The following is a 24,014-nucleotide window of genomic DNA, read 5'->3' as shown; positions in this document are numbered from 1 at the left end:
TCGTGTGGTGGGTGATTTCACCAGGTGTCAATCCGGCCAGGCCGGGATGGTCGAGGATGCGCGCACGAGCCGGCGGGTCACCTCGTGTCGAGGTGAGCGGAGCACCGTGAGGACTGGGCCGAGTTCGACCGCCCGCCCCCGTGAGAGGACGAGGACGTGGTCGGCGTAACGGGCAGCGACACCGAGATCGTGGGTGATCAGCAGGACCGTGAGACCGCGTTGTCGGCGTAGTTCGGAGAGCAGGTCAAGCACTGCGGTGGCGGTGTCTTCGTCGAGTCCCGAGGTGATCTCGTCACACACGAGCAGCTCCGGGTCAGCCGCCAGCGCCCGCGCAATGCTGATCCGCTGCCGTTCACCGCCGGACAACGATCCCGGCAGCCGCTCGCTGAGCACGGACTCGAGCTGCACCTGAGCCAGCAGGGCAGCCGTATGTGCGGCCGCGTCCAGATCGTTCAGGTCGCGCATGGGTCTGCGCAACGCCGTGCCTACCCGCTCCTTGGGGTTGAGCGCCCCGAGAGGGTCTTGGGTGACCAGAGCGGTGGAGCGGCGTTGTGCGTGGCTGCGCGCGCGAAGTGACGGGGCGAGGTCCTGGCCTGCCAGTCGGATCGAGCCCACGGTCGAACGGTGCAGGCCGACCAGACAGCGCGCGGTCGTCGTCTTGCCTGATCCCGACGGCCCGACCAGGGCGAGGCATCCACCTACCGGAATGGTGAAGCTGACGCCGTCGACCACTGTGCGGCGTGCGTAGGTGGCGGTCAGCCCCTCGACAACGAGCTGCGGCAATCTTGCCGGTCGCGAGTCGATGCTCGGCACGGCGAGCGGCGGTCGCTCTGCCAGGACTGTCCGGGACGTACCTGGTTCCGCGATGTGCCCAGCCTCAAGTCGTACCGAGCGGTGTGCCAGCTCGGCCACCAGGCGCGCGTCGTGACTGATCAGCAGTGCCGCGGATCCTGTGGCTGCGAGCGCCCGAGCCAGTACGGCTCGCACCTCGGCGGCCACGATCGTGTCGAGGCCGCTCGTCGGCTCGTCCAGGACGAGGAGCCTCGGCGATCCGGCCAACGCCAGGGCCAGAGCAACGCGCTGTGCCTGACCGCCGGAGACCTGCCAGGGACGGCGGCGCAGGAACTCCCGGCCGGTGGGAAGGTCGACCGCAGCGAGCAGTCGCGTCGCGTCGGCCGTACTCGAGGCGCGCAGTCGAAGCATCTCGGCGAGCAGCGCGCCGACCCGTCGAGCCGGGTTCAGCGCGGACATCGGGTCCTGCGCGAGATAGGACAGCGTGTGTCGCCAAGCCCTCGATCCGCGACCGAACGGGTCTGCGCCTGCGACCCGCACACGTCCCGTGCGCATGGTCAAGCCGGGCCGCACCCGGCCGAAGAGGCTGAGTGCTGTCGTCGTCTTCCCAGATCCAGACCGCCCGACCACACCCACCACCTCGCCTTCGTCGACGGACAGGCTCACGTGGTCGACAACGGGTGCACCAGTTCCGTCATCCGGGACGATCACCAGGTCGGTGATCTCGGCGAGGGCGGTCATGCCAGCCGTCCGATCCGGGAGGCGAGCTCGTCGGCGAGCAGATTGACCACCAGCACGAAGAGCACGAGGACCAGGGCAGGTGCCAGGACCGGCAACACAGCCAGCTCGGAGCCGGGGAGGTTCTCGGCGACCATCCGGCCCCAGTTTGGCGCGCCGGACCGGCTGCCCAAGCCCAGGAACCCGGCGGTGGCGGTCAGCGACACAGCGCCTGCGAAGCGGACCCCGGCGTCGGCGAACACCACGCCAGCGATGTTGGGGGCGATATCGCGCCGGACGACGTGCCACGTCGAGTCGCCGCGCGCACGAGCGGTCTCTGTGTAGCTCTGCACGATCACTCGTCTGGCTGCTGAGCGCACCACCCGTGCCGAGAAAGGCACCGTGGTCACCGTCACGGCGGCCAGCACGGCTAGATCGCTGCCCGGAAAGCTCGCGGCGAGCAGCAGGACGACCAGCAGGGCGGGCAGCACGGCAACCGTATCGGTCATGCGGGTCGCCAGCTCGCCCATCCATTTGGCAGACAGCGCGACGAGCACACCGAAAGCCGCGCTCAACGCCGTCGCCAGCAAGGTCGCACCGACGGCGACACCGACAACGAGCCTGCCGCCGTGCAGCAGCCGGGCCAGCACGTCCCGGCCCAGTACGTCGGTGCCGAGTGGATACGCGGACGTCGACGCGCTGAAGGGTGTCCCGACGGTGGCGGAGGGCAGACGGTCGGTCAGCCCTGGTCCCAGGACAGCGGTCAACACGATCATGGCCGCGACGGTCGCCGCTGTGGCGATCATAATCCGTCTCATGGCGTCAGGCTCTCGACGATCGGGGATCGATCAACAGGGCGACGAGATCCCCGACCAAGAGGGCGAGTAGCGCAACGGCGGCCAGGGTCAACGCGATTCCCTGCACCAGGGGGAGATCATGGACGGAGACGGCGCGGACCAGCTCGGTGCCGATGCCTGGGTAGCTGAAGACGGTCTCGGCGACGATCGCGGCCCCAACGATGTAGCCTCCCGCGGCACCCAGCGCCTGGACGGCTGGGCCCGCAGCGTTCGGGAGGACATGCGCCACAACCAGTCGCACCCCGCGGATGCCGTTCAACCGCGCCGCTTCGATGTAGGGCGAGCCCGCCGCGTCGGCGACCGCCGCGCGTAGCAGGCGCACGGCGAAGGCGGACAGGACGATGGCCAAGGTCGCGGTGGGGAGCACGAGCACCTCAGGCACGTCGAGCGGCGAAGCCCCGACGGGCACAAGTGAGACGCGCGGCACGACGCCGAGAACGATCGCGAGCACGACGAGCAGCAGCGTCGCCGTGAGAAACTCGGGCACCGCGACACCGCCGACCGCGCAGGCCGAGATCACCCGGTCGGCGAACCGCGGTAGCCGCCGCCTGCTGATCGAACCGAGGCCTGCCACCGCCCCGAGCAGCGCGCCCAGCGGCAGCACGACGGCGTAGACAAGCCCGGCCAGCAGTACGCTGCTGGGCATTCGCTCGATGATGATCTCCGCGACCGGACGGCCACCGACGTAGGCCGACCCGAGATCGCCGCGCAGGGCGCCGCCGAGCCAGTCCGCGTACCGCTCCACCGCGGGGCGATCGAGTTCCAACTCCGCCCGGACGCGGTCCCGTTGCTCGGCGGTCGCCGCCGGTCCGGCTATCACGCCGGCGGCGTCGCCGGGGAGCACCTCCGTGGCGACGAAGATCACCAATGACAGCACGGGGAGCGTCAGCGCCCCGGCTGCCAAGCGACGACCAAGAAGGGCCAGCCAGGTCACCGCAGCGACGCTTCCAGGAAGCTGGGGTGCGTCTCGAACAGCCCGTCCTTGATCCCGGTAAGACCCGGCACCTGCCCGGACAGCACGGGCTTGAACAGAGGAACGATGAGATTGCCGCTCTCCCACAGCTCCCGCTGTGCGCTGACGAGTGCCCGGCGAGCCTCGTCGCTGGAGCGCGATGCGCGGCCCCGCGCCACCACACTGTCCACGTCCGGGCGGTTCCAGCCCTTGGCGAACGGGTTGCCTGCGGCGAAGACAGCCAGGTAGAGGACCACGAGCGGGATCCCGGGAAAGACCCCGCCAACAATCGGCGCCGCCGCATAGGCCTCGAAGTCCGCGAGCAGCTGGCCGCGCGGCTTCTGCTCAACGGTGACAATGATGCCGACCGCCCGCATCTGCTCAGCGAACAGCTGCGCGATCTCGATCATGCCCGCGCTCTCCGGACCGGTCAGAAGCGTCGTCGCGAAGCCCTCCACTCCCGCTTCCCGCAGGAGAGCGCGCGCACGGCCCGGGTCGTAGGGACGTTGCTCGATCTCGCTGGCATACTCGCGAAAGCCGACGCACAGCATGTCGTTCCCGATCATGCCGCGGCCGTACAGCACCGTCTCGAGCATCGCCTCACGGTCGATCGCCAACTTGATGGCCTGCCTGACGCGCACGTCGGTGAACGGCGGCATCGCCATGTTGAGCTGGAAGTAGAGTCCGTACACGTCAGGAGGGACGGTGTGCGCGATCCGCAGCCGAGGATCGCCCTCCAGAGTCCGTGCCCCGACCGGGCTCAGGTCGTGAGCAAAGTCGACCTGGCCGCCCCGAAGCGCGTTGAGTCGGGCGTCAGGATCGGTGATCCAGTTGATTTCAACGCCGTCCAGGTACGGGCCACCGTTGCCTGCGGCCGTCCCGAACCCGTCGTGCGCGACCAGCTGTGCGCCCCGCCCGGGTTCGAAGGCAATGAGCCGGAACGGACCGCAGCTCGGCGTCCGCACCGTGAACTCCTTGGTGCCGTCCTTCACGATGAAGGCCGTCCCCGAGCAGAGCAGTGCACGGCCGTCGGAAAACGGCTGCTTGGTGGGGATCACCAAGGTGCGGTCGCCGTCCACCCGCGCGTTGGCAAGGTCGAACCCGCCGAACAGCTCGGCGTACGTGGGGTTCTTTGCTAGTGCGCGCGGCAGCGAATAGGCGACATCTTGCGCCGTGACCGGTGAGCCGTCAGTGAACCGCTCGCCGGCGCGGAGCCGAATGGTGTAGCTCGACAGATCGGGCGCCAACTCGATCGTCTCCGCCAGTCGGTATCGCACTCCGTCCGGCGCGTTCGGATCGATGTCACCCAGCGTGCCGTGCGCGGCTCGAGCGAGGACGAAGTTCGTCGGCACCTGATGGACGTCGAGTGACCCAGCACCCAGATCGACAAGTGCTGCCCGTAGCGTCCCACCACGTCCAGCCCTACTCGTTGCGCCTTCGCCACCGGTCCGGCGGCCGAAACCGCACCCACTCAGGGCGGCCGCGACGCTCGCCGTCGCGCCGGCCTGAAGCAACTGCCGACGGTCCATAGATCGCACTGAGCGCCTCCTCGCAGGTCGAGTGGCCTCGCCCCGGGATCGTAGGTGAAGGAGGCACACGCCACAACGTCGAACGCTCTCGTAAGCTGGCGAAACGTTTGGCCGACGATGCAGCGGTTCAGCCTCGTCCGAAGCTGAGTGCATCTGCACTCGCCGCCATCAGCCAGGAACAAGCTGCCGAGTCGATCTCTCAGGCGTGTCGGGACTTCACGTTGCCAGCGCTTTTACGGCAGGTGGCTTCCAACTCGCCCAGCCCGCGTGCAGGCACCTTCGTGACCGTGATCTGGGCATGAGTCTCGTGTTCGACTGATGGAGAGTTCTCAGTCGAACGTAGGCTGGAGATTGCGGCCTCTCGCTTCGGCAGTCGATGGCGGCTGCATCCTGACGAGCAGCCGGCATTCGTCCGGTGGGCAGTCGCGTCGCTCGGCCCTCGGGGGTTCGGCGCGGCCCGTTCGTACCCCTGGAGTTCGCTCACCCGCGTCCACGCGATCCTGATCCAGCGCTCGGGGGCCCGATGCGGCGGACGTTTCCCTTCGGCGACGGGTATTGCCGGTGCTCATACTCACAACCGTTTGGCCGCAAGTCAGGCAAACGGCGTGCCAACCCGCGAGCGGAAGCCGATCGGGCGACCGCAGCCGTGCCGGGACCAGGACAGGCGCAGTCGTGAAGGATCCTCGTCGAGGTCGTAATGCCTGCCAACCGCGGAACCCCTTACGTCCCGCATTGTGGGTTCTTGTCCAGACTCTTCTCACCGACCGTGCCTCGTGGTAAAACCACTTCGCAGGTGCTTCGGATGCCTTGCAGCCCAACCCGGCCCGTCACCGCGACGGAGCAGGGTACCAAGGACGGTGGCTGTCACTGGTGGGTACTCTCCCCACCCTCCCGCCCGCCATCCTGTTCGGCGCAAACCTGGGCGCCGTCGGTTGAACGGCACGGCCAATGGCCCGGAGGTGGGAAGGAGCCGACGCATGGATGCAGCCAAACGTGCTTCTGACGGGGCGGCACCATCATCTGAGGACTGGGTTCGCTCGGTGGTTCGACGCGCTATCGCGATCCGCCTGTTTCCGACCGGAAAGGTGAACTGGTTAGCTGTCGATGCTGCCATCCTGACCGTGGAGGCTGCATTCTTCGACCGCGCCGCCATCAATCCAGTCGTGGTGCGGGTTGTCCTGGACTCCGACCACAACGCCATCGCCGCCGAGCGGTCCTTACTGGCTGCTGGGACGCAGGTCACCCGAGATCCGGAGCATCGTCTATATCAGTCCGATCTCCGCGGTGTTCGACTCATCGTTCAACCGGCAGCCGACAGCAACGGTATCTGGGAACGGGATCTGTGAACATCTTCGGACCCAACCCAAAGGCAGTCATAGGTCTCGCGGACAGGTTGCTAGAGGTTGCCTAGGTCGGCTTGATGGCGTCGGCGATGGTGTGACACCCGTCAGTACGCCCCGCGACTGCCAGGAAGGCGAGTGAGAGGACGAGAAGTCGGCTATCACGATCGAGATCCTTGAGCGCGGCGGCGAAATGCCAGCCCCTCCCAAGCGGACTTGAAGGTCGGACCTGCCTGCGGTACGAGGCCGCCCTGCGTATCGGCCTTGTTCTTGGTCTCTTCTGCGACTTTGCCGATCGCCGCCTTAGCGTCGCATCTGGCTGCGCCCGGACGGGCTTGCCTCGGGTGCATTGGCCAGTACGATCCGGGGCTCGTACAAGCGGAGCGGACGGGCCCGCTCGACAACCCGTCCTACCGCCTAGACATCACCAGTCGGCACGTGATCGCCGGACGAGCACGGGCCGATCGTCGACGGGCCGGGAAACCGTGCGGCGTCACAAGTAGGCAGGTGGGCGGACAACCTGTTGTGGAAGCTCCTGTCGACTCAACCGAATCACCAACGCCAGCCCCCTGACCGTGTCATGGAGTCAAGGTCGTCCGACCCCGCCCGCGGCGTGACGGCTTGGAGGACACGTGTGGCAGCCCGCATGAGGATCCGTACGGCATCGATGAGATCGACGGCGCGCGATCCTTTGCAAATCGCGACAACGGGCCGCAGGAGACTTCCCGCGGAAGATTCGTCGCTTTATGTCTCAGCGCGCCCCCGCGTAGTCGTTTGACACGGTCACTCGAGTCCTGGCCAACGTCCTGGACGTGAAAGTGCGGGCCGCGTTACCGTAAGCGAAGTTGGTTGATGTGATCTTTGAGCTCGTCGATGCGTACCGCGATCTTGGCGCCCTCGCCAGCGGCGGATGCGGACCTGGACGTCCAGCACTGCCCATGCCCGGATCTCGGTCAGGACTGAAATGTACGGACCGTTCGACGACCCCGCCATTTGTGACCAACTAAGAGAACGTTTGGCATATGCCTGCCACTTCAATCAGGAGCTATCCAGAGGATGTGACCATACGTACTCCGGTGCGAAAATCATCCCAAGCGAGAGGGCTCCAGAGTGGCAATCGCTTTAGCTATCAGGCGGTTCTCGCCGTCCTACTGCTCGCATTCTCCGTGGTCGCAGTTGGCGCAGGAGTCGCGACTGCGAAGCCCGTGGCTTCAAACCGAAGGCTGAGAAGTTCGCCGCTCAGGCATCGCGGGTGGGCCTGAATGCGGTGCAGGCAAAGGTGCTTCAAGCGCAGGTCGACAAGGAGGTCGCCAAGCGCGGTGGGACGCAGATCTCGGCGAACGAGGTGCTCTGCGCCAGAGTGGGTCCAGCGTTGCAGCAGGAACGAATCCATGGTGGTGTGCCGCACTCTTGAGCAAGATGCGGCCTGCGTGGCGCCCTGTTCCCGCGGCCCGCGGGAGCTTCGGTGCGCACGAGCGGCATGTCCCACCCGAACGTCCCTATTCCCTGGTCGAGGGTTTCGGCCGGGCGGCATCGGCCGCGCCACCAAGCGGTCCGGCAAGTTTCCCATGATGAAAAGGAGCACACCAATGTCGATCCTTCGATCGAAGACCGGCATCGTCGGCGCGGTGACGGTCGCACTCGTAGGGGCGGTGGTCCTCGGCTCGATGCTCGGACCGAGCCCCTCGGTCGCCTCGATCTCGCAATCGGACACCGCGGCGGCGGTGATGACGCTGAGCATGGCCGAGGCGCAGAGCAAGGCGATCGACGTTGCGCCCGGCGGGATCAGCGTCGCCGACCGTTACATCGCCTCCGGGGACCTGAAGCGATCCGGCATCCGGGTCGGGAACTACCTCGGTGAGTGCTACGTCGCGCACGCCACCGCCGCCAAAACAACCAACTGGTGCGAGATCACCGCCCGCCTCAGCGGCGGTTCGCTGGTGATGGCCGGCGGGGTGGACCAGGCCACGGGCCGCCTCGCCAGCGGCCGGCTCGCCGTCGTCGGCGGCACCGGTTTCTACCAGAAGGCCCGCGGTACCGGTGTCATATCCCAGACCAGCGGCGGCGGCGGACGCCTCGCCATCACCACGACCAGCTGAGCCCGTTTCCTCTCAGGCGTATATCAAGGGGTGTTGCGGGCGTGCAGCGCTCCGCTGCGTCCGCCTGACCGGTAACGGACGGAGGCCGCGCGAGCTGACAACTAACAGTGTCGACGATCAGAGATAGTTCCCCGCCGCGTTGGTTTGGCAGTCAGGTAATTTCCCGGGGCCGCGATCGCGGCCCCGGGAAATTACCTGATCGCTCCACATACAGGCGTAACTCCGGCGACGATCGCGCCCGCCGCCCCGGCCAGGGCACCGGCGGCAGCCGTCCTCGACGCGCTCACCCCAACTAGGTCGCAACAACAGGTTCCCAGAGGTGGAGATCCAACGGCAGGCGCTACGGCAATCAGGATGATCTGGTTGACGTCCTAGACGGCCGATGTTCACTCCCATCGGGCGCGGATACGCGACTCAACCGCCGACCGCTTGGTTGGCGTTGGATCCCAGAGGATGGTCTCATCGCGTGACTACACGACCTGCTCACGGCAGGGCGATCCAATGAAGCAGGCCCGAGGGATCAGTTCGATGACCTCCTCTCCACGATCGGGAACGCGGCCCGGCAGCCCTCGCACTCGAAGTCCAGGAACTCCACGAACGCGACCTTGCCGCCGGCCGGGCGACGGGCTGCTTGTCACCGTGGTTCGCCACGGCGATGGCGATGATCCCGTCACCACTACCCGAGCCCGACCAGCAGCACGGCGGACAGGTCCACACACAGCAGTGTCTGTTTGGAGTCGGCGACCGCGCTGGCGGAGCCGAGCTGGCTCCCGGCCCGAGCATGACCGCCAGCGAGAGCGCCGCCAGCGCCAGGTCCACGGTGGAGTGCTCCGCATCGACGATGACGGCCACTGGTGACTTCACTGTGCGACGATGATCTGTCTCGCGAGGCGAGCGACCGGCTCGGCACCAGGCGGCTCGTAGTTGCAGAGCACGACGACGGTCCAGCCACCGTCCGGGAAGACCTCGAGGCTGGTCGAGGCTCCTAGCGTGCTCCCACCACCATGGCCGTGCACCCACTGCCCGCCTTCCAACGCCGACACCGCGCCGTAGCCGACGAACGCCGCCCCGCTCAGCGGGACCTTCGCGCCCAGCATGAGCGCCGCGTACGGCGGCGTCAGCAGCTTGCCACTCATCAAGGCGTGGACGAACCGCTCGAGGTCGGCGCAGGTGGCGAACGCGTCGCCGGCCGGAAGGCCGACGTAGAGGTGCTCGTCGAGGTTGTCGGTGCGCTCCGACACACCAGGCAACCTGGCGTACGGGCGAGCGATCCGTGAGTCGGATCGCCAACGTGGCTTGGTGAAGAAGCCGCTGTCTCGCATGCCGGCTGCGTCGAAGACAGACTCGGCGACGTAGTCGTAGTACGACCGACCCGACGCGGCCGCGACGATCGCACCCAGGAGGCAATAGCCGGAGTTGCTGTAGAGGTTGCCCGTTCCGGGCGCGAACGCCAGCTCGGACCGCCGGATGAACCCCACGGTGCCGTCTAGCACCTCCGCATGGCTCGACCAGTGCCTGGAAGCCTCGCGAAAGCCTGGCAGCAAGCGGAAGTCGCCGAGCCCTGAGGTGTGCGTGAGCAGGTGGTGGATCGTCACCATCTCGGTGATGGGCGCCGGGAAGCCGTCGAGGTGGGCGCCGATCCGGTCGCCATACCTCAGCCTGCCTCGCTGGGCCAGGTGGTGGATCGCCACCGCGGTGAACAGCTTCGTGACCGACGCCAAGCCGAAGCTCGTCCGCGGACCATTGCGTACGCCGGTCTGCCTGTTCGCCATCCCGTACGAACGACGCAGCACCGTCCACCCCCGCCGGATCACCGCCATGGAGCCAGAGAACTGGTCCTTGGCCGCCAGTTCGGCGGCGAGCCTGTCGAGAGCACCACCCGGTCGAAGATCCTCGGGAACCTGCCGGGCTGTCTCGCCCCCGAACGCCGGTGAGGTGGAGGTCGTCGCCATCGCCACCGCGCCAACGGCGCCGAAGAGCCTGAGAGCAGAACGCCGCGATGAAGTCGTCATGGGCGAATCAAACGCCAGAGCCGGTTTCAGCACGGTTTCGCTGCCCCGACCCGCTGGTCAGGGCGGAGGTTGGCGCAACGCGGAGGACGGGATGCCGGTCCGTCTGCGGATCAGCTGGCCCAACGTTCTGCCGCTTTCGTAGCCGACTCGGTGAGCGATGCTGTAGAGGGACTGGTCCGTGGTACGGAGCAGATGCATGGCCTGTTCGACTCGGACGGCTTGAACGAAACGCACCGGCGACGTGCCCAACGTTCGGCGGAGCACACGTTGCAGGGTGCGTTCGCTGACGCCGATGTCGCGGACGGCGTTGGTCAGCTCGAGTGGCTGGTCCAGGTGCTTTCGGACCCAGGTTTCGAACGCCGAGACGGTCGGGTCGCTCTCGGCGAGCGCGCTGGAGATGATGTAGGCGGCTTCTGAGGGCCGATGATCGACAACGAGGTAACGGGAAACCAGCTCGGCGAATGCCGGACTGGTCTGGCGGACTATCGCCAACGCGAGGTCGACGTGGCCGAACGCGGCGCCGGCAGTGGTCACCGATTCCGACCGGACGACCATCTTCGACATGTCCACCCGCACGGAGGGGTAGCGGCGGCGGAACAGCGGCGCGAGCCACCAGCTGGTGGTGGCGTGGCGACAATCCAGCACGCCGGATTCGGCGAGGAGGAACGTACCTGTGCAGGCGGAGGCGATGGCCTTCTCGCGTTGGCCGGCCGCGGCGATCAGCCTGCGCGCGGAGGCGCAGCCCGCGCCGGAGATGCGCTCGAGGAGCCTCTCTGGGCGACGCTCGGCGAGCGCGGGGACGACGAGAAGGTCGGCATCCCCGGCACCGGATGCCGGCTCGGCGGCGACAAGATGGCCCGCACCGGTGCGTACCCGCTGGAACGCAAGCCGCAGCAGCTGTCCGGTGGCGAACGCCAACGAGTGGCGCTGTCCCGCGCAATGGTGCGGGACGCCGAGCTCTACCTGTACGACGAACCGCTATCCAACCTCGACGCGCAACTTCGGCACCAAGCCCGGGAAGATATCCTCACGTTGCATCGGGAGAAGCGGAAGCCGACCGTCTACGTCACGCACGACCAGTCCGAGGCGATGGCGCTCGGTGACAGGATCGCGGTCATGCAGGCAGGTCGGATCCAGCAGATCGGCACCGAGCTCTACGAGCAGCTGGTGAGCGAGTTCGTCGCTTACTTCATCGGAACGCCGAGCATGAACCTGTTCGACGTCGTGCTGCGCGAAGACTCCGGCCAGCTGGTCGCCGAGCATGACGGTCTGACCTTGGTCATCGTCCCCCGCATGTCTGCGGTCGCGAGTGCGCAGCTCGGTCGCGTGGTTCGGTTGGGGATCCGGCCGGAACATCTGCACGTGCCGCGGATGGCAACGTTCCCGGTCTCTGACGAGAACACGATCCGCGGTGTGGTCACGCTGATCGAGCCGACTTCGTCGGGAAGCACGGTCTACCTCACCATCACCGACAGGTCCGAGACGGACTTCGTCGCGACGTTCAATGTGCGGGTACCCGCAAGCTACCTCGACCAAGAGAATCCCGTCGGCCGCTGATATGGACAAGGTGAACCTGTTCGACGCGTCGACCGGCGTCTCACTTTCCCAGCGGAGCTGACATGCCGTTCCTGCAGGACCTCAGCCCGACGGACGAGGCGCGCTCGCCGCTGTGGGCTTCGTTCGCGACGCTGGCCGATCAGGTGGAGCGGCTGGTGCTCGTCAACGTGGGCTGGGCACTGCAGCTCATGCCTGGACTGGTGGCGCTCGCGTTTCCTGAGCTGCCTACCTGGCTCCGCGTCGCCCTTGCCCTGTATAGCGCCACCGCACTTCCCATCGCGACAGCGGTGTTGTACGCGCTCGCCGCTGAAGCCTGTCGCGGCCAGCACGTCGACCTCGGCTTAGCGATGGAGCTGTGCCGCTCATTCGCCGCACCAGCCTTACGTGTGCTGGCGCCCCTGTACGGCACCTTCGGCGTACTCGTGTGGCTGCTCGTCGTTGTTCGCGGGATCACACCCCTTACAACGGCCTTGACGCTCGCCTTGCTGCTGTGATCCGTGTGCGCCACCTGGTGGACGGCGACGTTCGTCACGACGCCGAGCACGTCGCTCACCGGCCTGCTGCGCGAGTCCACCCGTCGCGCCTGGCAACAGCCAGAACGCACCCTCCTGACATGGCTGCTGACACTCCTCGCCGCATTGGTAGGCGCGATCTCGATCGGCGGGCTGATCCTGATTGTCCCCGTCTTCATTGCGATCCTGCACACCCATCAGGTCCACGCCTGCGGGCGTCCTTAGCCGACTCACGCCTACGCTGCTTTGACTCCCGTCGCCCCATCGACCCTCTAAACTGCAACCTCCTCAACAGATACGCGGCAGCTGTTCGCCGATGGGTGTGTCGACCACCCGCGTCCCGCCCAGTCCTGTGCGCGTCACGACCATGCCCGCGTGCGCCTCCACGCACGTTCCGATCGCAACGGCCTCGGCTCCGTATGGATGGGTGCGCATCGCGGCGAGCGTGGCGTCCGCGTCGGACGGTGCGACGATCGCCACGAGCTTGCCCTCGTTCGCCACGTACAGCGGGTCGAGGCCGAGCACGGAGCACCCGTTCGCCACCGCTTCTGGGACGGGCAGCAAACGCTCGGTCAGCTCGATTCCTACCCCCGATGCCTGCGCTATCTCGTTCAACGAGGTCGCCAAACCGCCTCGCGTCGGGTCGCGCAGGACGTGGACATCTGGCGCCACGGCAAGCATGGTCTGGACGAGACCGTTGAGTGGCGCGCAGTCGCTCTGGATCTCGATCCCGAACTCCAAACCTTCCCGCACGCTCATGATTGCGATCCCGTGCACCGCGATCGCGCCGCTCACGATCACCACGTCGCCCGGTTGCGCTCGCTGCGGGCGGATGTCGATGCCGTCGGGGATGAGGCCGATCCCCGCGGTGTTGACGAACACTCCGTCGCCGTGGCCGGCGTCGACGACCTTGGTGTCACCGGTCAGGACGCTCACGCCGGCTCGCTTGGCCGCGCGGCCGAGGCGTTGGGCGATCTCGCCGACCACCTGAAGCTCGGTGCCCTCTTCGAGGATGAAGCCGCACGACAGGTACGCCGCCTGCGCGCCGCTCATCGCGAGGTCGTTCACCGTTCCGTTGACCGCGAGGTCTCCGATGCTCCCACCAGGGAAGAACAACGGCCGCACGACGAACGAGTCCGTCGAGAACGCCAGTTTCGCACCACCGAGCGACACCACCGCCGAGTCCGCGAGCCCGGAGAGCACAGTGTTGGCGAACGCCGGAACGAAGATGTGCTCGACGAGCTCCGCCGACATCTGTCCGCCGCCACCGTGGCCCATCACCACCGTGGGCGAGTCGCGCAGCGGCAACGGGAGGTCCAGGCTTCGAAGTCCAATGCCGCGGCAGGGTTAGCGGCTACGTCAACCAACGGAGCTCACCTCCCGCTTCGCCGGCGCATCCAGCCGACGGTAGAGGTAGTACGCCGCGCACGCGCCCTCGCTCGACACCATCGTCGCGCCCAACGGGTTGCGTGGCGTGCAAAGGGTCCCGAACGCCGAACAGTCGTGGGGCTTGATCAAACCTTGCAAGACCTCACCGCTCCGGCACACCGTCGACTCCTGTGTCGTGATGTCCGCGACGTCGAAACGGTGCTCCGCGTCGTACTCGCGATACCGCTCCGACAGCCGCCAACCGCTCTGCGGGATCATCCCGATGCCCCGCCACGAACGGTCCGTCACCTCGAAGACGTCGGCCAACATCGCCTTGGCCGCCGGGTTGCCCTCCGCCGGAACCGCCCGCTGGTAGGCGTTCTCGACTCGATGTTCGCCCTTCTCCAGTTGGTGAACGGTCAGTCTGATTCCCTCCAGGATGTCCAGCGGCTCGAAGCCCGTCACCACGATCGGCACCTTGAACGCCTCCGCCAACGCGGGGTACTCCTCGGTGCCCATCACGCTGCACACGTGCCCCGCCGCGAGGAAGCCCTGCACCCGGCACGTCGGCGACTGCATGATCGCCTCGATCGCCGGTGGCACCCGCACATGCGATACCAGCAGGCTGAAGTTGTCGATGCCGAGCTTCTGCGCCTGGTACACCGTCATCGCGTTCGGCGGTGCCGTCGTCTCGAAGCCGATGCCGAAGAACACTACCTGCCGATCGGGGTTCTCCCTTGCCAGCTTGAGCGCATCGAGCGGTGAGTACACCACTCGCACGTCGCCACCGGCACTCTTGATACGGAACAGGTCCTTGTCGCTGCCGGGAACGCGCAGCATGTCGCCGAACGAGCAGAACGTCACGTCCGGCCGGGACGCGATCTCCATTGCCTTGTCGATGATCTCCAACGGGGTCACACAGACCGGGCAACCTGGGCCGTGGATCATCTCGATCTCGTCCGGCAGGAGCTGATCTATCCCGTGCCGGATGATCGAGTGCGTCTGCCCGCCGCAGACCTCCATCATCGCCCACGGTCGGGTGACCGTCGCGCGGATCTCTTCGACCAGCCGGCGGGCGAGGTCGGGGTCGCTGAATTCGTCGAGATACTTCATGTGGACTTCTCCTCACCGTTCGTGGTGCCAGCTGGACGTGGCATGCCCGCCTCGGCCGCGGCACGACCCCAGGCGTCGCCGAACTCCAGCTCGAGCTCGCCCATCGCGCGGAAGTTCGCCAACGTCTGCTGGGCGGACTCCTCGTCGAGCCGCTGCAACGCGAAGCCCACATGGACGATCGTGTAGTCACCGACCTCGATGTCTGGTACGTACTGCAGGCACACGTCCTTCAGCACCCCGCCGAAGTCGACCGTGGCCATCAAGGTCTCGTCCTGCTCCCTGATGTCGAGCACCCTTCCCGGTACGGCCAGGCACATGCGACCCTCACCTCTCCTTCTGTCGAGCGGCGATGAGGAGTTGGCCGAGAGCCAGTCCCGCGTCGCTCGGTGGCACCTTGCATGGACGTAGCACTGTGAAGCCTTCAGCTGCGAGCCGGTTCGCGCACAGCGAGACGAGCAGTCGGTTGAGGAACACCCCGCCGGACATCGCGACCGTGTCCAACCCCGTGCGTTCGCGTAGGAGCAAGGCAACATTGACAACGGCGTCGACGATCGCGCGATGGAACCTCGCACCGATCACGCCGGCCAGTACACCCGCGCGTACGTCGCGGACCACGGTGTGGAGCATTGGCGCTGGGTCGAGGACGAGCGGGCTGCCGCTGACGATGCCCAGCTCGTACGCGTCGCCGCATGTCTCTACGTGGTCGACCGATCGCCCTTCCAGTTCGATCGCCGCCTGCGCCTCGTAGCCGACTCGATGGCATACTCCTGCGAGTGAGGCGACCGAGTCGAACAGCCGACCCATGCTCGAGGTCGGGACGCACGCGATGCCTCGCTCTAGTTGACGATCGAGCAGGCCGAGCTCGGTCGGTGTGCACGCTGCCACGCTCGGCAGGTCCGCTGTCCACCCGATGCCGGCCGAGCGCAGGTGGGACAACGCCATCCGGCACGGGTTGCGTACGCCGGCATCCCCGCCGGGCAGCGCGACGTAGCTCAAGTGGGCCGCGCGGGTGAATCCGTCGTAGTCCGCGAGCAGCACTTCACCACCCCAGACCGCGCCGTCGTCGCCGTATCCCGTTCCGTCGAAAGCGAAACCGATGACCTGGTCGCTACCGAGGTGCTCGTGCTCGGCCATCACCGAGGCGATATGCGCATGGTGGTGCTGCACGCGGACCACCTCGCGGCCGCGGGCTACGCGCGTCGCCCACTGCCCGCAGCGGTACCGCGGGTGCCGGTCGGTGACGATGAGCTCCGGACGAACGCCCGTTAACTCCGCCGCATGGCTGGTCGCCCGATCGAACGCCTCGATCGTCGCGAGATCGTCCATGTCGCCGATATGCGCGGACAGCCATGCGTAGCGCTCTTCGCCTATGCAGAAGGTGTTCTTCAGGTCGCCACCCGTCGCCAGTGCTGGCCGCACGGTGAGCGGCAGCGAGATCGGGAACGGCGCGTACCCACGCGACCGACGGATTGGCAGCTCGATCCCGTCGACGACCCGGACCACCGAGTCGTCGCACGGTACGTGGATTGGCCGATCGTGTCCGAGCCAACCATCGACCAACGGGGCAAGGCGAATCGCCGCCTCGGCATCGTCGATGACGATCGGCTCGCCAGATACGTTGCCGCTTGTCATCACCAACGCCTCGAGCCCGGGGGCATCGGACGGCAGCCCCAGCAGCAGCCGGTGCAACGGCGTGTACGGCAGCATGATGCCTACGTCCGGACTTCCTGGCGCGACCAAATCCGCAAGCCCAATTGACGATTCGAGCCGTCTCATGAGGACGATTGGCCGCCGAGGACCAGACAGTAGTTCGCGCTCAGCCGCGTCGATCGCGACATAGCGCCGGGCAGCGTCGAGGTCGGTAACCATTAGCGCGAGCGGCTTGTCGCCACGGTCCTTGCGTTTACGCAGCGTCGTCACCGCGTCGGTGTTCGTTGCGTCACATGCGAGGTGGTAGCCGCCGAGGCCCTTGACCGCCACGATCCCACCTGCCGCGAGCAGCTCCCGCGCTTCGGACAATGCCACCGCACCGGTCAGCTCGGGTCGTTCGAGCTGCCGCCACCACAGCCGCGGACCGCAACGGGGGCACGCGATCGGCTGGGCGTGGAAGCGCCGGTCGGCCGGGTCTGCATACTCCCGCGCACAGTTCTCACACATCGGAAAGCCGGTCATCGTGGTCGTCGCGCGGTCGTGGGGGAGACCGGTGATGATCGTGAACCGCGGACCGCAGTTCACGCAGCTGATGAACGGGTGCCGATAGCGCCGGTCGCTGGGATCGGCCAGCTCACGCAGGCAGTCGGTGCATGTCGCGACGTCTGGTGACACGAGCGTACGTCCGGAGCCCGCCGACGAGCCGTGGATGACGAACTCGGTGCCACCGCGAACCGCCACCTTGTTGCTCAGCACCGACTCGACGACCGCGAGCGGTGGCGCGTCTGCGGCGATTCGCACGCAGAACGCCGCGACCGCCGCAGGCTCGCCCTCGACCTCAACGTGCACTCCCGAGGCGTCGTTGCCGACCCAGCCACTCAGACCGTGCTCGCGGGCGAGCGCATAAACGAACGGGCGAAACCCGACACCCTGGACGACTCCGGACACGAGCACACGACGACGTTCGCGACTGGCGGCGCCAGCAGCCGACGCGCCCATGAGGCTCACCCCCAGGACTACGCGGTGGCCAGTCGGCAGCACCGCCAATGTCCGATTCGGGTACTCGCAGACTACCCCTCACACAGCCGCGGAATCTCTCTTCTGCGGCGGTAAAAGTCCAGGATTCCGGGATGTAGGAAAGGCTTGCGTCATTGACGCATAACTACACTGTGAACATGCGCGATGAGGTGCCCGGACCGGTGCTGTTCGCGCGTGTTTTGCCTACCCTCCCAACCAGCTCGGCTACTGCGGTCCCGCGGATGATGGGTCGGTCTTCGACTACGGCGTCAACGGCACCGATCTTGCGTCACTCGCTAAGAGCTTTACCGGTGCATGGCCGTACCTTGAGCTGATCGCCGAGGCCACGGGCCGCGACCCGCTCAGCCGTGAGGTCGTCGAGGCCTACTGGGTTGGGGATTCGCTGCTCGAGGCGGCGAGCGTTCGAGCGCTTGGCGGCTCGTTGGACGACCGCCTCCGCCGGCTCGTCGTCGGCCAGCTCGGCATCGCCGCGCGGGGCGCTGGGCTCGGTGGCGTTCCCCATCACAGCTTCCACGTGTTCTGTGTGTATCCCTGGGCGAGCCTCCTTCCGCCGGCTTCCGGCCTGGGCCAGGCGCTGACCGTGCTTGACCGCTGCCGGATCCGCTGGGGGCGGGTGCTGTCGGAGACGAACGGGAGGGTCCAGGTCGAAGGCCAGCGGCTGACCTGGGACGGCCGGAAGCTTGCGCTCGGCGAGCCGGCGGCCGAGCCTGCCACCTGCGCCGTCGGCGGGCGTGGGTTCCGTACCGACGTGAGACCGGGAGAGTGGGTCGCGCTGCACTGGGATTGGGTCTGCGAGCGCCTGTCAGAGGCGCAGCTGGACGCGTTGCGTGACTACAGCGCGCGCGGCCTGGCGATCGTCAACGTGACGCTGACAGAGGCCGCCGATACGCGCTAGCGTCCGGGGATGAAGTTCCTCGTGCTCTGGCAGATCGAGCTCGGCCTGCTCTCACCGGAGATGGCACGGGCCGTCGGCGGGATGCCGGCGTATGGAAAACGGATGGAAGAGCAGGGCAAGGTGCTCGCCCGCTACCACGTGGTCGGCTCGCACGGCGGTGCCTGGATCTACCAGGTCGACTCGCACGAGGAGTTCGAACGTCTGCTTGCAATGGCGCCGGTTTTCAACTTCGCGCATTACACGATTCACGCACTCGCGGAGATGACCCCTCCGAGCGATTGACGTGCCGCCGGTGGCGCGGGATCGTGGTACGGGCTGGAGGTGACCATGTTCAGCAACGGCGGCGACCCGGTGCCGACCGGCACCTCATTGTGACCCAGCGGCTGCGCGACCGGCGGCACCAGCTAGGGATGCGCTGATTTTCTCGGTAGTCCGGTGCGGTGTGTGGCTCGTCGGCGTGGGACCACGAAATGCTTGGGGTGTGGACATCGAGCAGCCCAGCTTCACCGACATCGAGTACGGCAACCGGCGACGGGTCTCCCGCCGGGAGCAGTTCTTGGAGACGATGAACGCCGCGATCCCGTGGGTGTGGTGGGTGGAGTTGATCGAGCCCTACTACTACTCCGACAGGCCGGGGAAGCGCGGTCGTAAGGCCAAGCCGATCGAGACGATGCTGCGGATGTACCTGCTGCAGGTGTGGTTCTCGCTTTCTGATGAGGGCGTGGAGGAGGCGATCTACGACTCCTATGCGATGCGCAGGTTCATGGGCCTGGACTTCGCTGTGGAGCAGGTTCCCGACGCGACCACGCTGCTGCACTTCCGCCGCCTGCTCGAAGAGCACCGGTTGGGTGAGAAGCTGTTTGAGTCCCAGAACCAGATCTTCGATGAGCAGGGCTGGATCATGCGTGGGGGCAGCATCGTGGACGCCACGATCATCGCCGCGCCGTCGTCGCGCCGTCGTCGACGAAGAACGCCACCGGGCAGCGGGATCCGGAGATGCACCAGACGAAGAAGGGCAACCAGTGGTACTTCGGGATGAAGGCCCACATCGGCTCGGACGCGGGCACCGGGTATGTCCACTCGTTGACTGCGACAGCTGCGAACGTCCATGACCTGGACGAGACGGCCAACCTGGTGCGTGACGATGACGAGTTCGTCTGCACAGACGCCGGATATCAGGGCGTGGAGAAGCGACCCGAGATCGTTGCCGATGAGCATCTGTCGAAGGTCGAGTGGCGAGTTGCGGCGCGCAAGGGCGTGTTGAAGACCATGACCGAGCACGACCGGGCGATCGAGACCCGCAAGGCGTCGGTGCGGGCCAAGGTCGAGCATCCGTTTCTGATCGTCAAACGCGACTTCGGGTTCACCAAGACCCGCTTGCGCGGGATCGCGAAGAACCTCAACCACCTCCACGTGCTGTTCGCATCGGCGAACTGGCTGATGCACGCCAGAGCCGTCACCCTCGCGCGGTGACGGCCCGGCGGCAGCCTGCCCGAAACCACCCAGCAGGGCACGAACCGGGGCCCAGCAGGCGGGGTAAAGCGGACTCCACGGCGCTGCGACCGCCCCTCACGGTCGACCGGGGCCGGGCACGCCGAGGATGGCGCTTTGATCAGCGCATCCCTAGGGCTCACGCAGAAGCAAGTGGTCACGCGACTCGCTCGCCACGGGGTGCAGACCACCAACAAGACGCTCTCCAGCTTTGAGCACGGTGCCGGTGTGGACGTCGTTCGCCTGCCGGAGCTCGCGGCCGCGCTCGACTGCACGGTCACGTACCTGCTGGGTCTGACCTCGGACCCGGCCAGCTGGGAACCCGCACGGCAAACCCAACCTGTACCGCCCGTGCCTGCGCGCGCGGTACGTTCCGAGCTCACCGACTCCGTGGGCCAACCAGCTCAGGCAGATCGCGAGACCTGGATCCTCGGCCCCGACGTGCCCGAGCGGAGAGTCCGCCACCAGTAGGCATCTGGAGGTCGGCATGCGCGAACGACTCCTCGTACCTGTGCTAGCGGTGTCCCTGTTGGCGGTCGGCTGCGCCAGCTCGCCGGAAGCCGATCGGGTTGGGCTGGCTGTGCTCTGCTTGCCACGTTCCTGGTGACGATGGATTTCTCCGTGCTGTATCTGGCCGTTCCGCACTTGACCGCCGACCTGACGGCGAGCGGCGTCCAGCAGCTGTGGATCGTGGACATCTACGGATTCCTGATCGCGGGGTTCCTGGTCACCATGGGCACCATCGGTGACCGGATCGGCCGGAAGAAGGTGCTGCTCCTCGGGGCCGCGCTGTTCGGTATCGCCTCGGTGTTGGCGGCGTTGTCCACCAGCCCGGCGATGCTCATCGCCAGCCGTGCGCTGCTCGGCGTGGCGGGTGCCGCGGTGATGCCGTCGGTGCTGGCGCTGGTCACCGGCATGTTCCCCGACCAGAGCAACGCGGACGCGCCCTCGCGATCTATCTACCTGCTTCATGGCCGGGCTGACGCTGGGCCCGCTGGTCGGTGGCGCGCTGCTGGAGTATTTCTGGTGGGGTTCGGTGTTCTTGGTGTCAGTGCCGGGGATCGTGCTGCTGCTGGTGTTCGGTCCCTCTCTGCGCGCCGACCAGAAGGCACCTCGGCCGGGCAAGCTCGACCCGGTCAGCGTCGTGCTGTCCCTCGCGACGATCCTGCCGTTCGTCTACGGACTCAAGGAACTGGCCCGCTACGGCTTCGAGTGGTTCCCGGCTGTCGCGCCGGTGTTCGGCCTCGCGGCGGGGGTGGCGTTCGTCCAGCGGCAGCGGCACCTGACCCACCCGCTGCTCGACCTGCGCATGTTCGGCAACCGCACGTTCAGCTCCGCGCTGACGTTGATGTTCCTAGCCAGCGTGGTCGGCACCGGCACCGCCCTGCTCGTCAACCTGTACCCTGCAGAACGTCACCGGCCTCACCCCGCTGGCCGCCGGCATGCTCCTGCTGGTGCCCAACGTGGTGATGATCATCGGCAACCTGTCCACCCCACCACTGGCGAACCACATCCGTCAGGCGTACGTGATCGCTGGCGGGCTGTTCGTCGCGGCCCTCGGGTACACGATCTACACGTGGGCCGACTCGACATCCGGCCCCGAGACGATCTTCGTCGCGATGTGTGTCGTCATGCTCGGCACCGGACCGCTGGCCGCGCTCTGCAACCACCTCGCGATGGGGGGGCGGTGCCACCGGACAAGGCCGGCTCCGGGGCGTCGATCGTGCAGACGACCAACGAGTTCGGGCTCGGGCTCGGCGTTGCCACCCTCGGCACGCTCGGCACTGCTGTGTACCGGATCAACGTGGAAAGAGCGCTCGGCGCCGTACCAGCCGATGCGGCGACCGCCGCCCGCGAGAGCATCGATCGCGCAGTCGCCGCGGCCGCTCAGCTGCCCGCCGGGCAGGGCGCCGACCTGCTGGCCGCGGCCCGCGACGCGTTCACCTCAGGTCTGCACAAGGTGGGCATCGTCAGCGCCATCTTCTACACCGGCTCGGCAGTCCTCGCCGTGTGGGCGTTCAAACACGTGCGGAACTCACACGGCGGCGACGACACCACCAAGGACGACACCATGACGAAGGACCAAGCAGCCGACCCGGAACCCGAGGCCACGCCAGCCTGAGTCTGTCAACACGGGAGGGCCCGAAAGAAGTCCGGGAGGCGGTGTCGGATCGGAACAGAGGTGTTCGTAGCAAGGGTGAGCGGCCGCCCACTAGGGGCGGCGCTGCCCGAAGATTCGTTCAATAGACAGGAGTGTCGGTGTCCAAGGTGTGGTTCGTGACGGGAAGTTCGCGCGGCCTGGGTCGCGCGCTCGTCAAGGTCGCGCTCGAAGCGGGTGATCGCGTGGCGGCGACGGCGCGTAACCCTGAGCGGTTGCGGGACCTCCTCGACAAGTACGGCGACGCGGTGCTTGCCCTGCGGCTGGACGTGACCGACTACGCCGCGGCTGCGCACGTGGTTGCTCAGGCCGCGGAGACGTTCGGGCGCATCGATGTCGTCGTCAACAACGCCGGATATGGTGACCTGGGATCGTTTGAGGACACGACGATCGCCTCGTTCCGGGCGCAGATCGATACCGACTTCTACGGTGTCGTGAACGTTTCGAAGGCGGTTGTGCCCATCCTGCGCGAGCAGGGCAGTGGTCACATTTTCCAGGTCGCCTCGCTCATTGTCCGCTTGTCCGGCGCGGGTCTGACCGCCTATCAGGCGGCGAAGTGGGCCGTCACCGGGTTCTCCCTCGGCCTGGCCCAGGAGATCGCGCCGTTCGGGGTGAAGGTCACCGTTCTTGAGCCGGGCGCCATACGCACCGACTGGGGTGGCTCGTCGATGACGATCCCGCAGCCAAGCGCGCTGTACCAGCCGACGATCGGAGCGTTCGCCGAGGCGCTGCGCGCCTTCTCTGGTCACGAGCCGGGGGACACGCGTCGTGTCGCCCAAGTGGTGCGAGACCTCGCCGGCCGGGACGACGCACCCGTGCGTCTGCTGCTCGGCACCGATGCTGTGCCGCTGGCGCAGGAGGCGGAGCAGAAACTCGCCGCCAGCGACGAGGCCTGGCGAGAAGTCAGTCTGAGCGTCTCCTACGAGACGCCTCTGACTGCCGATGCCCCGAAGAACCAGGGCACTAGCAACAACGCGTAGCAACCTCCCACCCCTGGGGGCTCCCGACCGCATTGCGGCACGCGGTCACAGGGCTAGGCCCGAAGCGCTCCCACCCGTACCGGCCAAGAAGGAGATCGCATGGCGAAGTCCGTCCTGTACATGTCGATGTCGCTCGACGGGTTCATCACCGGCCTGGACGACGGGCCGGGCAACGGGCTCGGGACCGGCGGCAATCGGCTGCATGAGTGGCTCGGCGAGCCCACCTCCGAGCTGCCGCACTTTGACCCGCCGGGGCTGAGCGGGCAGGTGTTCGCCGAGGGGATGGCTACGGGTGCGGTCGTCGTCGGCCGCAAGACCTTCGACTACGCCAATCACTGGGGTGGCGACCACCACGGCGTGCCGATCTTCGTGCCCACGCGCGGTAACCCGCCGCCGGCGCCGCAGAGCGGCTGGGTCCACTATGTGCCTGACGTCGCGACCGCGATGCGCGAGGCCAAGGCGGCCGCCGGCGAAAAGGACGTGATGGTGCACGGCGCGAGCCTCGCGCAGTCGCTTCTGCGCGAGGCCTGCTCGACGAGCTGGAGATCCACCTGATCCCGGTCGTGCTCGGCGACGGGCGGCGGCTGTTCGGCGCGGACCGCATCGAGGTCGAGCTGACGCGCGTGCTCGACGCGCCCGGCGTCACGCACCTGCGCTACCGGGTGGGAGGCTGAGGCCGACCGCGAGCCGGCGTGCATCGGTTATCGGCCCACTCTCGTTCGACGCCCGCGCACGAAACGCCCGAAGGAACCGTCGCTGGTCGATGCCATTGCGATACGTCCTCGCCTGCGCTTGGTCGGATGGTGCTCGCCGTCACGCCGCCGTTCGTTCGGATCTGCTGCTGTGGGCCTGGATCGGCCGGCTCGAGCGGCTCGTACGCGTCCGGTGCCGGAAGCTTCGCAGTGTCGACGACCTTGAACCACTGCCGAGTCTTCTCCATCACCGAATCTCCTT

The 24,014-nt window shown here is 67.1% G+C and carries 20 protein-coding genes and 3 pseudogenes; 13 read left to right on the top strand and 10 right to left on the bottom strand.

The window, feature by feature from the left end:
- Positions 1 to 27: 27 nt before the first annotated feature.
- From JOD67_RS33485 to JOD67_RS33470, 4 genes are read right to left on the bottom strand one after another with little or no spacing between them, the layout of a single operon-like run.
- Positions 28 to 1,533 (bottom strand): ABC transporter ATP-binding protein, encoded by a 1,506-nt coding sequence (locus JOD67_RS33485; RefSeq protein WP_205121687.1) that lies wholly within the window; start codon positions 1,531 to 1,533, stop codon positions 28 to 30.
- Positions 1,530 to 2,315, bottom strand: coding sequence for an ABC transporter permease (locus JOD67_RS33480; RefSeq protein ID WP_205121686.1), 786 nt, complete (start codon positions 2,313 to 2,315; stop codon positions 1,530 to 1,532). Before JOD67_RS33480 ends, JOD67_RS33485 begins: the two co-directional genes overlap by 4 nt.
- Positions 2,316 to 2,331: 16 nt before the next feature.
- Entirely contained in the window at positions 2,332 to 3,300 is a 969-nt protein-coding gene (locus JOD67_RS33475) for an ABC transporter permease (protein ID WP_205121685.1), read from the bottom strand.
- On the bottom strand, positions 3,297 to 4,595 hold the full coding sequence (locus tag JOD67_RS33470) for an ABC transporter substrate-binding protein (protein ID WP_205121684.1): 1,299 nt from the start codon (positions 4,593 to 4,595) through the stop codon (positions 3,297 to 3,299). Before JOD67_RS33470 ends, JOD67_RS33475 begins: the two co-directional genes overlap by 4 nt.
- 1,229 nt (positions 4,596 to 5,824) lie before the next feature.
- Here JOD67_RS33470 and JOD67_RS33465 point away from each other — a divergent pair.
- Together JOD67_RS33465 and JOD67_RS33460 are read left to right on the top strand one after the other, a co-directional pair.
- Entirely contained in the window at positions 5,825 to 6,193 is a 369-nt protein-coding gene (locus tag JOD67_RS33465) for a hypothetical protein (protein ID WP_205121683.1), read from the top strand.
- Positions 6,194 to 7,776: 1,583 nt separating this feature from the next.
- Positions 7,777 to 8,286 carry an allene oxide cyclase barrel-like domain-containing protein gene (locus JOD67_RS33460; RefSeq protein WP_205121682.1) on the top strand — a complete coding sequence of 170 codons (510 nt, stop codon included), beginning with the start codon at positions 7,777 to 7,779 and terminating at the stop codon, positions 8,284 to 8,286.
- Positions 8,287 to 9,146: 860 nt separating this feature from the next.
- Here the strand turns inward: JOD67_RS33460 and JOD67_RS33455 are convergent.
- Both JOD67_RS33455 and JOD67_RS33450 read right to left on the bottom strand, forming a co-directional pair.
- Complete coding sequence (locus tag JOD67_RS33455; protein WP_205121681.1) at positions 9,147 to 10,298, bottom strand: serine hydrolase domain-containing protein; 1,152 nt, start codon at positions 10,296 to 10,298, stop codon at positions 9,147 to 9,149.
- A 57-nt stretch (positions 10,299 to 10,355) separates the two neighbouring features.
- Positions 10,356 to 11,216, bottom strand: coding sequence for a GlxA family transcriptional regulator (locus JOD67_RS33450; RefSeq protein WP_205121680.1), 861 nt, complete (start codon positions 11,214 to 11,216; stop codon positions 10,356 to 10,358).
- Between JOD67_RS33450 and JOD67_RS33445 the strand changes: the two genes are divergently transcribed.
- The 3 genes from JOD67_RS33445 to JOD67_RS40675 all read left to right on the top strand — a co-directional run bounded on the left by JOD67_RS33445 (position 11,151) and on the right by JOD67_RS40675 (position 12,592).
- Complete coding sequence (locus tag JOD67_RS33445; RefSeq protein ID WP_205121679.1) at positions 11,151 to 11,855, top strand: ABC transporter ATP-binding protein; 705 nt, start codon at positions 11,151 to 11,153, stop codon at positions 11,853 to 11,855. The genes JOD67_RS33450 and JOD67_RS33445 overlap by 66 nt on opposite strands.
- 62 nt (positions 11,856 to 11,917) lie before the next feature.
- Positions 11,918 to 12,349, top strand: a complete 432-nt coding sequence (locus JOD67_RS33440) for a hypothetical protein (RefSeq protein ID WP_205121678.1) — start codon at positions 11,918 to 11,920, stop codon at positions 12,347 to 12,349.
- Positions 12,350 to 12,352: 3 nt separating this feature from the next.
- Positions 12,353 to 12,592, top strand: coding sequence for a DUF202 domain-containing protein (locus JOD67_RS40675; RefSeq protein WP_205121677.1), 240 nt, complete (start codon positions 12,353 to 12,355; stop codon positions 12,590 to 12,592).
- A 63-nt stretch (positions 12,593 to 12,655) separates the two neighbouring features.
- Here the strand turns inward: JOD67_RS40675 and hypE are convergent, their stop codons facing one another.
- From hypE to hypF, 4 genes are read right to left on the bottom strand one after another with little or no spacing between them, the layout of a single operon-like run.
- Positions 12,656 to 13,675: a hydrogenase expression/formation protein HypE gene (hypE, locus tag JOD67_RS33430; protein ID WP_239554158.1), complete on the bottom strand. Its 1,020-nt coding sequence runs from the start codon at positions 13,673 to 13,675 to the stop codon at positions 12,656 to 12,658.
- Between the two features lie 51 nt (positions 13,676 to 13,726).
- Positions 13,727 to 14,848, bottom strand: coding sequence for a hydrogenase formation protein HypD (hypD, locus tag JOD67_RS33425; RefSeq protein WP_205121676.1), 1,122 nt, complete (start codon positions 14,846 to 14,848; stop codon positions 13,727 to 13,729).
- Positions 14,845 to 15,165 carry a HypC/HybG/HupF family hydrogenase formation chaperone gene (locus JOD67_RS33420; RefSeq protein ID WP_205121675.1) on the bottom strand — a complete coding sequence of 107 codons (321 nt, stop codon included), beginning with the start codon at positions 15,163 to 15,165 and terminating at the stop codon, positions 14,845 to 14,847. Before JOD67_RS33420 ends, hypD begins: the two co-directional genes overlap by 4 nt.
- A gap of 7 nt (positions 15,166 to 15,172) precedes the next feature.
- The gene (gene hypF, locus JOD67_RS33415) at positions 15,173 to 17,497 is read right to left on the bottom strand and encodes a carbamoyltransferase HypF (protein WP_205121674.1); all 2,325 of its coding nucleotides are present in this window, start codon (positions 17,495 to 17,497) and stop codon (positions 15,173 to 15,175) included.
- A 223-nt stretch (positions 17,498 to 17,720) separates the two neighbouring features.
- On the opposite strand from hypF, the pseudogene JOD67_RS33410 reads away from it, so the two are divergent.
- The 8 genes and pseudogenes from JOD67_RS33410 to JOD67_RS33375 all read left to right on the top strand — a co-directional run.
- A pseudogene (locus JOD67_RS33410) lies at positions 17,721 to 18,431 on the top strand (DUF6390 family protein); the annotation flags it as partial.
- Between the two features lie 9 nt (positions 18,432 to 18,440).
- Positions 18,441 to 18,713, top strand: coding sequence for a muconolactone Delta-isomerase family protein (locus tag JOD67_RS33405; protein ID WP_205121672.1), 273 nt, complete (start codon positions 18,441 to 18,443; stop codon positions 18,711 to 18,713).
- Positions 18,714 to 18,918: 205 nt separating this feature from the next.
- Positions 18,919 to 19,904, top strand: a pseudogene (locus JOD67_RS33400) (IS5 family transposase).
- 246 nt (positions 19,905 to 20,150) lie between these two features.
- Entirely contained in the window at positions 20,151 to 20,393 is a 243-nt protein-coding gene (locus tag JOD67_RS33395) for a hypothetical protein (protein WP_205121671.1), read from the top strand.
- Positions 20,394 to 20,531: 138 nt separating this feature from the next.
- Positions 20,532 to 20,792 (top strand): annotated as a pseudogene (locus JOD67_RS40670) (MFS transporter); the annotation flags it as partial.
- A gap of 100 nt (positions 20,793 to 20,892) precedes the next feature.
- Positions 20,893 to 22,044 carry an MFS transporter gene (locus tag JOD67_RS40665; RefSeq protein WP_239556683.1) on the top strand — a complete coding sequence of 384 codons (1,152 nt, stop codon included), beginning with the start codon at positions 20,893 to 20,895 and terminating at the stop codon, positions 22,042 to 22,044.
- 137 nt (positions 22,045 to 22,181) lie between these two features.
- Positions 22,182 to 23,060 carry an SDR family NAD(P)-dependent oxidoreductase gene (locus tag JOD67_RS33380; RefSeq protein ID WP_205121668.1) on the top strand — a complete coding sequence of 293 codons (879 nt, stop codon included), beginning with the start codon at positions 22,182 to 22,184 and terminating at the stop codon, positions 23,058 to 23,060.
- 99 nt (positions 23,061 to 23,159) lie between these two features.
- Positions 23,160 to 23,615, top strand: coding sequence for a dihydrofolate reductase family protein (locus JOD67_RS33375; RefSeq protein WP_239554157.1), 456 nt, complete (start codon positions 23,160 to 23,162; stop codon positions 23,613 to 23,615).
- Positions 23,616 to 24,014: the final 399 nt, after the last annotated feature.

It is taken from the genome of Tenggerimyces flavus, from assembly GCF_016907715.1.
GTDB classification, from domain to species: domain Bacteria; phylum Actinomycetota; class Actinomycetes; order Propionibacteriales; family Actinopolymorphaceae; genus Tenggerimyces; species Tenggerimyces flavus.
The sequence above is the reverse complement of the archived record's forward strand: the minus strand, read 5'-3'. Positions and strand labels throughout refer to the sequence as shown.